Source organism: uncultured Porphyromonas sp. (genome assembly GCF_900541275.1).
In the GTDB taxonomy this organism is placed as follows: domain Bacteria; phylum Bacteroidota; class Bacteroidia; order Bacteroidales; family Porphyromonadaceae; genus Porphyromonas_A.
This window is the reverse complement of sequence record NZ_UQJH01000027.1, coordinates 1-13,506: the sequence shown is the minus strand read 5'-3', so window position 1 is coordinate 13,506 and position 13,506 is coordinate 1. Positions and strand designations below refer to the sequence as shown.

10 protein-coding genes and 2 tRNA genes are annotated in these 13,506 nt (G+C 57.4%); 5 read left to right on the top strand and 7 right to left on the bottom strand.

The genetic code is table 11. The features are described from left to right. The first annotated feature begins 98 nt into the window (after positions 1–98). Genes ispG through QZR17_RS07605 form a run of 4 tightly spaced genes read left to right on the top strand, consistent with a single transcriptional unit; the run spans position 99 to position 5,214 of the window. Positions 99–1,748 (top strand): (E)-4-hydroxy-3-methylbut-2-enyl-diphosphate synthase, encoded by a 1,650-nt coding sequence (gene ispG, locus QZR17_RS07620; protein WP_297129602.1) that lies wholly within the window; start codon positions 99–101, stop codon positions 1,746–1,748. Between the two features lie 26 nt (positions 1,749–1,774). Next, on the top strand, positions 1,775–2,365 hold the full coding sequence (locus QZR17_RS07615; RefSeq protein ID WP_297129604.1) for a thymidine kinase: 591 nt from the start codon (positions 1,775–1,777) through the stop codon (positions 2,363–2,365). Further along, positions 2,362–3,282, top strand: a complete 921-nt coding sequence (locus QZR17_RS07610; protein WP_297129600.1) for a hypothetical protein — start codon at positions 2,362–2,364, stop codon at positions 3,280–3,282. Before QZR17_RS07615 ends, QZR17_RS07610 begins: the two co-directional genes overlap by 4 nt. Before the next feature lie 9 nt (positions 3,283–3,291). Continuing rightward, the gene (locus tag QZR17_RS07605; protein WP_297129598.1) at positions 3,292–5,214 is read left to right on the top strand and encodes an ABC-F family ATP-binding cassette domain-containing protein; all 1,923 of its coding nucleotides are present in this window, start codon (positions 3,292–3,294) and stop codon (positions 5,212–5,214) included. Here the strand turns inward: QZR17_RS07605 and QZR17_RS07600 are convergent, their stop codons facing one another. The 5 genes from QZR17_RS07600 to QZR17_RS07580 all read right to left on the bottom strand — a co-directional run bounded on the left by QZR17_RS07600 (position 5,215) and on the right by QZR17_RS07580 (position 10,133). Then, positions 5,215–6,060: an MBL fold metallo-hydrolase gene (locus tag QZR17_RS07600; protein ID WP_297129596.1), complete on the bottom strand. Its 846-nt coding sequence runs from the start codon at positions 6,058–6,060 to the stop codon at positions 5,215–5,217. Between the two features lie 11 nt (positions 6,061–6,071). Continuing rightward, positions 6,072–7,136, bottom strand: coding sequence for a type I asparaginase (locus QZR17_RS07595; RefSeq protein ID WP_296165055.1), 1,065 nt, complete (start codon positions 7,134–7,136; stop codon positions 6,072–6,074). Between the two features lie 44 nt (positions 7,137–7,180). After that, on the bottom strand, positions 7,181–7,654 hold the full coding sequence (locus tag QZR17_RS07590; RefSeq protein WP_297129594.1) for a hypothetical protein: 474 nt from the start codon (positions 7,652–7,654) through the stop codon (positions 7,181–7,183). 25 nt (positions 7,655–7,679) lie between these two features. Next, positions 7,680–8,861 carry a regulatory iron-sulfur-containing complex subunit RicT gene (gene ricT / locus QZR17_RS07585; RefSeq protein ID WP_297129593.1) on the bottom strand — a complete coding sequence of 394 codons (1,182 nt, stop codon included), beginning with the start codon at positions 8,859–8,861 and terminating at the stop codon, positions 7,680–7,682. A gap of 66 nt (positions 8,862–8,927) precedes the next feature. Further along, positions 8,928–10,133, bottom strand: a complete 1,206-nt coding sequence (locus QZR17_RS07580; RefSeq protein WP_296164633.1) for a metallophosphoesterase — start codon at positions 10,131–10,133, stop codon at positions 8,928–8,930. Between the two features lie 186 nt (positions 10,134–10,319). Here QZR17_RS07580 and QZR17_RS07575 point away from each other — a divergent pair, with 186 nt between their 5' ends. Next, a complete protein-coding gene (locus QZR17_RS07575; RefSeq protein ID WP_297129591.1) occupies positions 10,320–12,458 on the top strand; it encodes a peptidylprolyl isomerase in 2,139 nt (712 codons plus the stop codon). Between the two features lie 142 nt (positions 12,459–12,600). On the opposite strand, the gene QZR17_RS07570 is transcribed toward QZR17_RS07575, so the two are convergent. Together QZR17_RS07570 and QZR17_RS07565 are read right to left on the bottom strand one after the other, a co-directional pair. Beyond that, positions 12,601–12,674, bottom strand: a tRNA-Arg gene (locus tag QZR17_RS07570). A 674-nt stretch (positions 12,675–13,348) separates the two neighbouring features. Further along, positions 13,349–13,419, bottom strand: a tRNA-Gln gene (locus QZR17_RS07565). Positions 13,420–13,506: the final 87 nt, after the last annotated feature.

Sequence of the window (13,506 nt, the reverse complement as noted above, 5' to 3'; positions counted from 1 at the left end):
CTTTCTTGCTGTTCATTTCTGCTCCTCTATGTGTGTACTTTTCTAGGACACCACACTGCGGTAAATGTGGTAACTTTGCGTCAAAAGAGCAGAGAGCCATGACAGAGAGACTTATCAAATACCGGAGACGCCCCACCACCGCGGTGCACGTCGGCGACCAACTCCTCATCGGAGGGGGGTACCCGATCGTGATCCAGTCGATGGCCAATGTGGATACCAACGACATCGAGGCGAGCGTAGCGCAGGCGAAGCGCATCGCCGAGGCGGGAGGAGAACTGGTTCGCTTCACGACACAGGGCGTGAGGGAGGCGAGGGCGATAGGTCTGATACACGACCGGCTCCGGGAGTCCGGCAGTCGGATCCCGCTGGTTGCCGATGTGCACTTCAATCCCAAGGCCGCCTACGAGGCTGCCAAGCATGTGGAGAAGGTGCGGATCAATCCGGGCAACTTCTACGACCCGGCCCGCGTCTTTGAGCGGGTGGAGTACACCGACGCTGAGTATGCACACGAGCTGGAGGAGCTACAGAGTAAGTTTGGCGACTTCCTCGACCACTGCCGATCGTACGGCACGGCGATCCGGATAGGGGTCAATCACGGGTCACTCTCCGACCGGATCATGTCTCGCTACGGGGACACGGCGCCGGGGATGGTGGAGAGCTGCATGGAGTTCCTCGAGGTGTGTCGGCGAAAGGGCTTTGACGACGTCGTGATCTCGCTCAAGTCCTCCAATACCGTGCTGATGACGGAGGCGGTGCGCCTGCTGGTGAGCGAGATGGAGAGGAGGGACATGCACTACCCGCTCCACCTCGGCGTGACCGAGGCGGGGGATGCCGAGGACGGTCGCATCAAGAGCGCCGTCGGCATCGGTGCCCTGCTGAGTGAGGGACTGGGCGACACCATCCGCGTGTCACTGAGCGAAGCACCGGAGCAGGAGATCAAGCCGGCAAGGATCTTGGTCGAGTGCGTGGAGCAGGCCGCCGAGGCTGAGCCCATTTCGCTCGACTCCTTATCCGTCACCCCCCATCCCGTGAGACCATCGAGTACGCCCTTGGTCATCGGGGAGGTCGACACCTATGAGAGAGACTGCTGTCCCGACCTGGTACGCTCTGATCCCCGCTTAGTGACGGTCACTGACAGGGAGGCACTCCGCGGGGAGATCCCCGATCTCCCGGAGGGGGGACATCTGATAATCCGGATCACCCACCCCGATGTGCCCGCTATGCTGAGGGCACTGGATGAGGTGATGACCACACCATATATAATAGGCATCTCCGCCGAGGGCCGGGCGGACGAGGCAGCGGTCAGGCTCGGCTATGCGCTTGGCTCAGCCCTTCTGCGCGGGCAGGGAGAGGGGCTCTACGTCTCGGGCACACACTTAAGCAACAGCGAGGCGGTGCGGCTCGCCTTTGGACTCCTACAGGCAAGCCGGAGGAGGATCTCAAGGACCGAATTCATCTCCTGCCCCGGCTGTGGGCGGACGCTCTTTGACCTCCAGGAGACGGTCGCAAGAGTGAAGGCTGCCACCTCACACCTCAAGGGACTTAAGATAGGGGTGATGGGCTGCATCGTGAATGGCCCCGGGGAGATGGCGGACGCAGACTACGGCTACGTGGGGTCGACACCCGGACGGGTCGACCTCTACCACGGCAAGGAGCGAGTGCGGCGCGGCATCCCGCAGGACGAGGCGGTGGATCACTTGGTCGACCTCATCAAGGAGTGCGGCGACTGGAGGGAAAAGGAAGCATGATGGACGAGGACGAGCTGGACGAGCGGATGCACGAGGGGCTCTACGAGCGACCCAATAATGGCTTCCCCGCCCGAGGAAGCATAGAGGTGATCGTGGGGTCGATGTTTTCCGGCAAGACGGAGGAGCTCATGCGCCGTCTCAGGAGGGCAGTGATCGCACGCCAGCGGGTGCAGGTATTTAAGCCCCTGATAGATACTCGCTACTCTCAGGGGGACGTGGTCAGCCACGATCGCAATACGCTCGAGGCTACCGCTGTGGCGCGCCCGGAGACGATCCTTCTCCTGAGCTCGGATGCTCAGGTGGTGGGGATCGATGAGGGGCAGTTCTTTGACACTTCCTTAGTAGATATTTGCCTACAGATGGCCGATAGCGGCATCAGGGTGGTTGTATCGGGACTGGATATGGACTACGAGCGGAAGCCCTTTGGCTGCATGCCACGCCTGATGGCGGTCGCCGATCGGGTCCTCAAGGTACACGCCATCTGCGTTTCCTGTGGTGCCCCCGCCCTATACTCCTACCGCCTGGTCTCCGACCAGAAGCAGGTACTCGTCGGGGCAAAAGCGGAATACGAGCCCCTCTGTCGCAATTGTTATCTCAAGCGTCTCAAGCACCTATGAATACATCCACAAAGACTGACCAAGAGAGGGCGGACCGACTCACCCCTGACCCATCAGGAAAGATCACGCTGGTGCCGATCGGCGGGCTGGGAGAGCGGCTTCGTGCCGTGGCCTCGACCATTGCCCTGGCGCGGAAGTACTGCCGACCACTGGAGATCATCTGGTTTGAGACCGATGACTTTATGGCTCCGTCCAATCGACTTTTTACCCTCGACCCTCAGATGAGGAGGGAGGAGATCACGATCCGAGAGGCGAAGTGGACCGACTGGATCAGCAACCGCTATCCCGACAAGGGGAATGTGTGGGTCTCGGCGCCCTTCCTGATGGTCTCCTACGACAGCGTGCTGACGGACAGCAAGATCAAGGAGCTGCAGGCGCATGCGCCGGAGCAGCTGGAGCTGATATTCCGCCGGAGACACCACCGGCTATTCATCGAGACTGGGATGGAGCTGACTCGCTCGCGAGATATGTACAGCCCACTACTTCCCAATATCGAGGTGATCAACGTGCGCAACTCTCGCCTCTCCTCGTGGCACAACAATATCGTCGGGATCCACATAGACCGCGACTCCGCCGTATCGATGCAGGACAGCCCGATAGAGCTCTTCATCAAGCGGATGCATGAGATCGTAGTCGCCGATCCCGGCACCTCCTTCTTCGTCACCACCACCTCTCACAACGAGCGGGAGCGGCTCCAGACGCTCTACAGCTCGAGGATCATTGCCCCCTCCTCTATGTCGGACGGGACGTCAGTAGACGGACTGATCGAGATCTATGGGGACCTGCTCGCGCTCTCCCAAACAACTAAGATCCTCACCACGCCGAATAGCGCCTACAGCGCCGTTGCCTCCACCATGGGACACATCCGATCAGAGGCACTGAGCATCTACTCGTCACCCACGATCATCACCACCTAATATCACACCATGCTCACGCTAAGTCACGTCAGCGTCTCCTTTGGCGCCACCGTACTCTTCTCAGATATCAATCTACAGGTCAATACCGGGGAGCGGATAGCGCTCGCCGGGCGTAATGGTGCCGGGAAGACCACCCTTCTCAATATCATTGCGGGGCTCAACGCTCCGACGGAGGGGTCTGTCGCCTTAGCCAAGGGGGCTGAGATTGGGTACCTGCCACAGTATATGATGCTCAATGATGAGCGAACCGTCCGCGAGGAGGCCCGCAAGGCTTTCTCCAAGGAGCTGGAGCTAAAGGCGACGGTGGACCGGCTGACTGAGGCGGTGGCTACCCGCACCGACTACGACACGGAGGAGTATATGGAGCTGATCCAGCAGCTCGCCAATGCAACGGAGCTGCTCTCTATCTACGACACGTCGCGGATGGAGGCGGAGATCGAGAAGACTCTGAAGGGACTGGGCTTTGAGCAGAAGGACTTCGATCGGCCGACGCGGGAGTTCTCCGGAGGGTGGCGCATGAGGATAGAGCTGGCGAAGATCCTGCTCGGGAGACCCGACCTGCTCTTGCTCGACGAGCCGACCAACCACCTCGACATGGAGTCGATCGTCTGGCTCGAGGACTTCCTGACCGCCTCACCCGCAGCCGTGATTATGGTCTCGCATGACCGCCGATTTCTCGACAACGCCACCACCCGCACCGTGGAGATCTCAATGGGGAAGGCGTATGACTTTAAGGTCAATTACTCTCACTACGAGGAGCTGCGGGAGGAGCGCTTCGAGCAGCAGAAGAGAGCCTACGAGAATCAGCAGAAGATGATCAAGGAGACCGAGGACTTCATCGAGCGCTTTAGGTACAAGCCGACGAAGTCGACCCAGGTGCAGTCCCGGATCAAGGCGCTGGAGAAGATCGACCCGATAGAGATCGACGAGATCGACCGTAAGACGATCCACTTCCGCTTCCCTATGAGCATCCCGTCCGGCGCCTACCCGCTTATCACCAAGGATATGAGGGTCACCTACGACGGCAAGAGGTATGTCCTCGACGGCATCGACCTGACGATCGAGCGGGGCGATAAGATTGCTCTCGTGGGGCGAAACGGCTCGGGTAAGACCACCTTCGTGAGGGCTGTGCTGGGAGAGATCCCGAGTGAGGGGTCAATCAAGATCGGCCATCAGGTGATCACCTCCTACTTTGCACAAAACGAATCCTCTATGCTTGATCCGGAGAAGACGATCCACGACACCATCGACGATGTGGCTGTGGGGGATATCCGCTCACGGATCAACGACATACTGGGAGCCTTTATGTTTGGGGGCGAGACGGCCGACAAGAAGGTGAAGGTGCTGAGTGGTGGCGAGAAAGGGCGTCTCGCGATGATCAAGCTCCTTCTCTCCCCCTCCAACTTCCTCATCCTTGATGAGCCGACCAACCACCTCGACATAGCCTCTAAGGGAGTGCTGAAGGAGGCGATAGCCAATTACGACGGCACGGTGCTGATCGTGAGCCACGACCGTGACTTCTTGGAGGGACTGGTGGACAAGGTGATCGAATTTGAGGACGGGAAGGTCATCAACCATCTTGGTGGTATGGAGGAGTACCTGCGGAAGCTCCACGACCGCAATACAGAGATCAATCAGTCGACAGCAAAGGAGGGCGAAGGAGAGAAGAAAGTGCCCAAGGGTGGAGGACGCGAAGACTATGAGCAGCAGCGGGAGCAGCAGCGACAGATCTCGCGCTTAGAGAAAGCCCTTGCCAAGGCTGAGGAGGCGGTTGATCAGCTCGAGACAGAGAAGACGTCCTTAGAGGATCGCCTGACGATACAGGCCACTCCGGACCTGCTCAATCAGTACGAGGAGGTAGACTATAAGCTGAAGAAAGCGATGAAGGAGTGGGAGAAGTGCGCTGAGGAGCTAGCAGCCTACAGCGACTGATCAGCACAGCTTATAGAGCGGTGAGATCACCCGACGTTGCAGCACTTCGAGCTGCAGATCCAGCCCGGGGCGGACTCCGATTGCGCTGAGTGCGTTGCTCATAGAGTCTTGCGCCACTGAGGGATTGTTATTTTGCCCACTGAGGTGACATAGAGCGAGGAAGCGTAGGTCGGGGTGGTAGTTTCTCGTCACCGTGCAGGCTGCCTCGCTATTGCTGAGGTGCCCGTGACTGCTGAGGATCCGCCTCTTGAGCATCATCGGATAGGGACCTCTCCGCAACATCTCCTCGTCGTAGTTACTCTCGATCACGAGGTAATTTGCTCCCCTAATAGCTGCCTCCACCTCCACAGTCACTTCACCCACATCTGTTATCAGGGTAAAGCAGCCGCGTGGTCCAGTGATCCGATACCCAACATTCTGCGTCGCATCGTGCGGCACCTCAAAGGAGGAGATCTCCATGGCACCCAGCGTGAGTGGCTGACCCAGCTCCATGAGAGCCAAGTGGTTCATCAATCCACCATGCAGGTAGGTGGCGTGGTGAAGTGCCTTATAGACCAGCGGGGAGGCATAGACCGGTATGGAGAAGTCCACGGCAAAGGACTCTAAACCCCGGATATGATCAGCGTGGTCGTGCGTGACAAAGATAGCCGCGAGCTGCTTGGGATCGATCTCCAGCTCCTTAAAGCTCTTCTTAAGCGTGCGGATCCCCAGCCCCGCATCGATCATAATCATTGTGTCGCCACAGGAGAGAAGAGAGGCATTGCCACAGCTACCACTGCTCAGGCTTCGGAAGTAAAAGGCCTCGTGATCTCTGGTCTGATCGGGAAAGAGGGAGGATGCAAACATGTACTATCGTCTCACACGGTCATCTCTCCCCTGAGATTGACCCCCATCAGCCGCTTCACCTCGTCAGAGGACTTACCGCTGCCCAGCAGATGCATCAGCTTCGCGAGAGCGGCCTCTACGGTCATGTCGTGACCGCTCAGCACGCCGGCACCGAGGAGGGTGACACCTGTCGCATAGCGCTCCATCTTCACCTTTCCGACAAAGCACTGCGAGATATTGACGATGATGATCCCCTGAGACGTGGTCTCCTTAAGGATCTCGAGGAAATGCTCCGATGCCGGGGCATTACCGCTACCGAAGGTCCTAAAGACCACAGCCTTGAGCCCCGGGGTCTCAAAGGCTGACGCCACCATGCTCTCCGGCAGTCCCGGGAAGAGCGAGAGGACGAGTATATTGGGATCAAGGTCCAGGTGAAGCCGTAGGTCGCCCTCCCTGAAGTCATTCCGCATCAGCACCTCAGGATGATAGTGGATGTCGATGCCCGCATGTGCGAGACAGGGATAATTGGGAGAGTCAAAAGCCTTAAACTGATCTGAGCTAACCTTCGTACATCGGTTTCCTCTCAGCAGTCGGTTGTCGAAGTAGATGCACACCTCCCTCACGAGGGGATTTCCCATCGGATCCTTTGCCGCAGCAATCTCGATCGACGTGAGCAGATTCTCCTTGCCATCCGTCCGCACCTTACCGATAGGCAGCTGCGACCCGGTCAGCAGGACCGGCTTGCAGAGCCCCTCCAGCATAAAGCTGAGCATGGAGGCGGTGTAAGCCATAGTGTCCGTCCCGTGGAGTATCACGAAGCCGCTGTACTTGTCATAATTCTCCCGAATAGTCAGCGCCATCTCCCGCCAGTGCGTCGGCCCCATCTCGCTGGAGTCAATAACCTGATCGAAGGAGTAGGTATCGATATGGAAGGAGAAGTTATTCACCTCCGGGACATGCTCCTCTATGTAGGCAAAGTCTATCGCCTTCAGCGCACCGGTATCAGGATCCTCGGTCATGCCGATCGTCCCGCCCGTATAGATGAGGAGGACCGCTGTGGAGGGGTCGTAGGGCTTATTGTTGGTCGATTTTCTCATGGTGACTATAGAAGTAAAAAAGGTCAAGCGCAAAGATAGCTATATTATCGGCTCGGTGTCACAGTGACCCCCACCTCGATCACCCCTCGGATGACAGAGTCCCTCAGAAGTGGTCGGAGACTGATGGTATAGAAGCTCGAGGTATCCGGTCGGAAGTCTGATATGATCGCAAAGGGGTACTCCCTCACGATGTAGCCGGTCGTCCGGAGCTTCGCCGACGTGATGGATAGCAGCACCTTAGACTCCTCGAAGCGGTGATCCGGCGTCTCCAAGACTACGCCGATAGGTATCTGGCGCAAGGCAAAGTCGGGAGTCACCCGCACCACACCCTCCACCAGATAGCGCTCACCGGGAGAGGCAGAAAAGGTGTAGAAAAGCTCATCCTCGATAGCCCACTCTGCTCCCTCCAGAGACTGGTAGTAAGAGTAGACCGGCAGCACCCTCCGCCGGCACGCCTGCAAGAGTAGCACCACCAGCAGAGAGGCGACAAAGAGACCATACCGACTGAGCCGCTTCATAGCTCTTTTTTCACTACGAAAGAGTCTACTTGCGAGCCTCACCCCGCGGCTGTCTTGTCCCCTTGGACCGCCCGGACGAGCCACCCTGAGGGCGCCTCCTATTCCGACCATTACGCGACCGCTTGGGACGTGAGTCGTCTCGGGAATTGTCGAAGCGGGAGAGGCTCTCCTCCGACAGTATGTCACTTACCCGACTCAGTCCGGAGAGCTGCTCCTCCTCAGAGTCTGAGACGAGCGATACCGGTTGTATGCCGGCACGATTTTGGTCAATCACCTCGAGGGCTCGCTCCTTGCTGATCGTCACCACCTCGCGCTGCTTGGACGGGGCATCCCCGGTAGAGATATAGGAGACCTGTCCCGCAAGGGTATCCGCCTTGAGGAACGCATAGACACCACGCTGACACTCCAGCCGCACATCTCTCGGTGGCAGCGAACTCTGAGCCTCCGCATAGGTGTCACGCTCATAGTTGAGGCAGCACTTTAGCTTGGCACACTGACCCGCCAGCTTCTGAGGATTGATAGCAATATCTTGTTGGCGGGCCACATTGGTACTGACAGAGTGGAAGCTGGTCATCCACCCCGAGCAGCAGAGCTGTCGTCCGCAGGGACCAATACCACCGATCCGTCCCGCCTCCTGACGAGCACCGATCTGTCTCATCTCCACACGTATGTGGAAGGCGTCTGCCAGCTCTCTGATCAGCTGCCGGAAGTCCACCCTGTGATCAGCGATGTAGTAGAAGATCGCCTTCTGCCCATCACCCTGATACTCCACATCCCCGATCTTCATATCCAGCCCCAGCCTCTTCGCGATCTGACGGCTGCCGATCATCGTCTCGTGCTCTTTCGCCTTGCTCTCCTCGTACTTCTGCAGGTCTAGCGGACGAGCTATGCGATAGATGGTCTTAGGCTGCTCCGGCATCGTGACCCCAAGCTTACGCATCTGGAGATCCACCAGTCGGCCGGTGAGCGAGACCCGCCCTATATCGTGACCGGGAGAGGCCTCGACAGCCACCATGTCGCCCTTGGTGAGGGGAAGGTGAAGATTATTGAGGAAAAACTCTTTGCGGGTGTTCTTGAATTGTACCTCCACGTACGGGTGCTCGTCCAGGGACTCCGGCACGTCGTAGAAGTAATCGTATGTATCCAAATTCCCACTATTGCCCGCCACCGACGGACACTTAGTGTGAGAGTCACTATCTTGTATCATAAAATATTCGGCTTCGCTTTGATAGTCTTGCGAGTATACAAAGGTAGCAAAATGAGATGAGAGGGCTTAGCGACGCCCTTTCCGACTGACGCTAAGGGAGTCCAGCAGGGTCCCACCCTCCCGATAGACCGCTACCCTCAGCACCTTCTGGGTGACAGTCATGATGCCGTAGTACCGCGCTCCACTCTCAGAGGCAATATGCCGCTCCGGCTCCTGCACCGAGTAGGTCTTGTGCGCCGTGCTTAGCCCTATGTAGTGAGGTCCGCCGCCATCGGCATCCCGGTCGTGGGCAAAGATATGGTCGTGTCCTGCCAGCACAAGGTCCACCCCGCATCGGCGAAATAGAGGACCGAGGAGACTATTATTCAGAGGGTTAAATCGGTTCTTCGTCCCGGAGTAAACCGGATGATGAGCACAGACAACGAGGAAGGGCTGATCCTTCCGCTCCCTCAGCACCCGCTCCAGCCACGGACGCTGAGTGCCGATGGACCAGAAGAGGGAGTTGGAGTCGTAGCAGACCACCCGCATATCGGGATAGTCGATATAGTAGGCGTGCCCCACCCTCTCCTCGGGACCATTGTCGGGGTAGTCAAGTACATACTCCCACCGATCATCCACATCGTACATCAGCCCCGCCTCATTCTCATGATCTCCGATCACGGTGATCAGAGGGATGCGCGGTGCCACAGAGGCAAAGGCATCGTAGTACCGTCTCCAGTACTGATCATGAGGGCGCTCAATCAGGTCTCCCACCTGGATCCACGCCGCCGCACCGGGGTGCGCCCTATACAAGCTGTCCATCAGCGGTCGCGTATCATCCCCCCAAGTGTCCTGCACATCACCGATAAGCACAAAGGTCTGAAGGCTGTCCGACGGGATGACGAGCGTGTCTCGATAGGCCTCCACCCCATCACCAGAGGTGATCGTGTAGGGGTACCTCCCCGCCACCAGTGAGGGGATAGTCACACTCTGTACGTGCGTCACTCCGCCGTGCGTCCTTATCTCCTTATGAAAGGGTCCGCTCCGGAAGAGGAGACTGTCCCCACAGAATAGGCGGAGGCTATCCCCGCTGCGATCCGCCCCCGACACCCAAGAGACGACCCGCTCCCGGAGACCATCCTCCCCGGGGGTCAGCTGCACACGCTGCACACTGTCCGAGAGCACATACTCAGGCTCTACAAGCGGCGTGATCCACTTCGACCAATTGAAGCCAACTGTCCCGGTCGTGGTGGCTAATAGCGAAGCCGAGACTATCCGTATAATCTTGCCCATAGGGTCTCGTTGTTAGGTTTATCAGATGTGCAAATGTACCGACATGCCCCCATCTTGACAAGACCGACTGATCGAAATCCTAGCACAATACAATGGATGCCTTCTGGTTTTACATTTGCCTAAGTGTCAAAAACGTGGTACCTTCGCACGATATTAGATCGTACTTGTACGCTTACAACCGAAACAATGGCAACATTAGAGAAACTAAGAAGCAAAGCCGGATGCCTTATCGCCGCAGTAGGTCTCGGCATGGTCGCTTTCATCCTGGGAGACTTGGTCACCGGAGGGAGTGCCCTGTGGAGAGACAGCAAGATGACAGCCTTCTCTGTCAATGGCAATAAGGTCCGCATCGAGGACTACCAGCAGCATGTCAATGCTATGAATGAGCAGATGCGCGCTCAGGGTCAGTCCCTCAACTCCGACCAGACCGTACAGCTCAATAATCAGATCTTCGGCACCATCGTCTCCAATATGGTGCTCCACGACGAGGCTGGCAAGATCGGTCTGAGCATCACTCCTGCAGAGACCTTTGACCTCATCCAGGGTCAAAACATCTCGCCCATCATCCGTCAGCAATTCACGGATCCCAATACAGGAGAGTTCAATAGAGCACAGCTTCTTACGTTCCTTAAGCAACTCAATACCAAGGAGAATTACAGCCCCGAGCAGCAGTCGCAGATCGACCAGATGCGGAGCATGTGGGCTGAGACTGAGACCCAGGTAAGAGACCTCCGACTCCAGGAGAAGTATCTCGGTCTCCTCTCCAAGGCTATCGTAGCTAATAAGCTCGAGGTAGCTCGCGAGACCGAGTACAATAAGACGGTCCAGAACCTCACCTACGTCGGTCGTCGCACGATCGCTCTGCCTGACTCTGCTGTCACGGTAGCCGATGCGGAGATCAAGGACTACTACAATGCGCACAAGGACTACTTCCGCACCGATGCCGGAGCGCACGTGGACGTCATCTACGCCTCCATCGACCCCTCTGAGGCCGACTACAAGGCCGCCGAGGAGGACATCCAATCCGCTCGTGAGGAGCTCATCGCCGGCAAGGATCCCGCTCTCGTGCTCTCCGACTACAGCGATGTGCCCTACGCTGACACCTACATCACCGCTGAGGACATCAATACCCCCTCTATGCCTACGGAGATCGCCAACTTCATCACCACTGCCGAGACCGGCTCCGTCAGTGAGATCATCCCGCAGGACAAGAATTACCTCGTCGCCAAGATCATCAGCCGCAAGCAGGCACCCGAGTCCCTGCTCGTGAGTCACATCGTACTCCCTCCCGCTGGTACGCCCAATGCCCCCGAGGTGAATGCTGATAGTCTCCTCGCTACACTGCAGGCTGCTCCCGCGACCTTTGCCACGGCTGCACGGACCTACTCCCTCGACCGCAACTCCTCTGCTCAGGGCGGTCAGATCGGTTGGCTCACCGAGGCTATGGCAACCAATTACATCGGTCAGGACTTTGCTGAGGCCATCTACTCCGCCCAGGTGGGTGTCCCCTTCTCCTTTACCTCCAAGTACGGTCGGCACATCATCCTCGTCTCTGAGGCAAAGCCTGTGGTAGATAAGTTTAAGGTCGCCCTTGCTGCCAAGGAGGTGACCGCCTCCACGGAGACGCAGACCCAGATCTACAATAACCTCAGCTCCTTCCTCACCTCAAGCAAAGACAAGGATCTCACCCAAGAGGCTCTCAACGCTGGCTACCAGGTACTCAAGGATCAGCTGATCTCCTCCTCGCAGCCCTCTATTGCCCCCGGCATCAGCAACAGTCGTGACATCGTCACCTGGACTATGCAGAATAAGGAGGGTACGATCTCCCCGATCAAGGAGGCTGACGAGAAGTACGTCGTCACCCGCGTCGGTAAAAAGTTCGGCGAGGGCTTTATGCCCATCGAGGTGGTAAAGGATCAGATTTCTGCACTCCTCGCCAATCAGAAGAAGGCAGACCTCCTCTACGATCAGATGATGAGCGCTGACCACTCTTCGCTCGAGGCTTACGCAAGTGCCATCGGCTCATCGATCGACTCACTCAGTTTCGTCAAGTACAGCACCACCAGACTTGAGGGTCTCGGCGTAGAGCCTGGCATCAACGCTGCCGCTGCTGTCGCTGCGCTGAATACCGCTACCCCCGTGAAGGGTCTCAATGGCGTCTATCTCGTCAATGTCCTCTCCCGAGAGGCTGATGCACAGGCGAGCGATGCCACGACGATCAAGACCTCACTTGAGCACTCACTGCAGGGTATGATCCGCGCAACTGCTCTCCAGACGGTCATCTCCAAGGCTAAGATCTCTGACAACAGATACAACTTCTTCTAAGTCTTAGGTCAAGTCAATTATTAAGAAGAGCGACCTCCCTTTGCAAGGGGGGTCGCTCTTCTTGATCGCTATCTGCCGGAGAGGGGCGGCACAGGTACGACGAAGCCACGCCGGGAGCGGATCCCGGCGTGGCTTCAGGGGGTGACTGAGTTGGGATTCGAACCCAAGACCCACAGCTTAGAAGGCTGTTGCTCTATCCAACTGAGCTACTCAGCCAGAGAGTGACCTCGCCACTCATTGACCGTGCAAAGGTACGATATTTAGCTCAAAAGTCTAAGCCCGCAGCCTGCATGCTCTGGGGTAACGCATTTGAGCATTAGGTTAATCAAGTACCGAAGTGGGCTCATCCGTGAGGCACCCGAAGGGTGCTCGCTCCATAGGCATCGGTCATCCGCGAAGCGGTGACCGATGTGCCGATACCCGCCTTGATCCCCTCGACCCCTTGCGGGTCGCCGAGCAGAAATCCCCTTTCCCGGCGCCCCCGTCTTGGCGTCGCATTCCCCGGGCAAGCTTGATAGTGCGACATCCTGACGGGGTCGAGGGATTGCTTGCGACACCTGGTCCACGGGTCTTCGGGGCTAGGGAGTGGGCACGCACAAGGGGTGCTTCGTTCCCCACTCTTCACGATGAGATGAATAGCTTCTGTACCACTCAAATGCGTTGCCACAGCCTGTGTATACTGTAGGACAAGCCGGGAAGGTCAGAAAATGCTACTATCCCTCTGGGATAATTCTTTTACCGATATTAGTGTTGACTAATACCGGTAAAAGAATTCCCTAATATCGGTAATAGACCGAGGGTTGAGCCGGAGACACTTACACTGCCTAAAATCTGCACTAAAAAAGAGAGAGCACCTCGGGCTGACCGAAGTGCTCTCGTGCAACGGAGAGTTGGAGTACGGGGATTCGAACCTCGACAGACAGAACCAAAACCTGTAGTGCTACCATTACACCATACTCCAGTCTGATGTTGGCGCAAAGGTACTGAAAAAGGGGCTAATTCGCATTTTGATGTGCTGGGAGGGGGAGGAAAATAGAGATTACCTTTG

Bases quoted from the DNA above. Each gene is read 5' to 3' on its own strand.
- QZR17_RS07590 (WP_297129594.1), bottom strand. From the start codon at position 7,654: ATGAAGCGGCTCAGTCGGTATGGTCTCTTTGTCGCCTCTCTGCTGGTG.
- QZR17_RS07595 (WP_296165055.1), bottom strand. From the start codon at position 7,136: ATGAGAAAATCGACCAACAATAAGCCCTACGACCCCTCCACAGCGGTC.
- QZR17_RS07575 (WP_297129591.1), top strand. From the start codon at position 10,320: ATGGCAACATTAGAGAAACTAAGAAGCAAAGCCGGATGCCTTATCGCC.
- QZR17_RS07600 (WP_297129596.1), bottom strand. From the start codon at position 6,060: ATGTTTGCATCCTCCCTCTTTCCCGATCAGACCAGAGATCACGAGGCC.
- QZR17_RS07580 (WP_296164633.1), bottom strand. From the start codon at position 10,133: ATGGGCAAGATTATACGGATAGTCTCGGCTTCGCTATTAGCCACCACG.
- ricT (WP_297129593.1), bottom strand. From the start codon at position 8,861: ATGATACAAGATAGTGACTCTCACACTAAGTGTCCGTCGGTGGCGGGC.
- QZR17_RS07615 (WP_297129604.1), top strand. From the start codon at position 1,775: ATGCACGAGGGGCTCTACGAGCGACCCAATAATGGCTTCCCCGCCCGA.
- QZR17_RS07605 (WP_297129598.1), top strand. From the start codon at position 3,292: ATGCTCACGCTAAGTCACGTCAGCGTCTCCTTTGGCGCCACCGTACTC.
- QZR17_RS07610 (WP_297129600.1), top strand. From the start codon at position 2,362: ATGAATACATCCACAAAGACTGACCAAGAGAGGGCGGACCGACTCACC.
- ispG (WP_297129602.1), top strand. From the start codon at position 99: ATGACAGAGAGACTTATCAAATACCGGAGACGCCCCACCACCGCGGTG.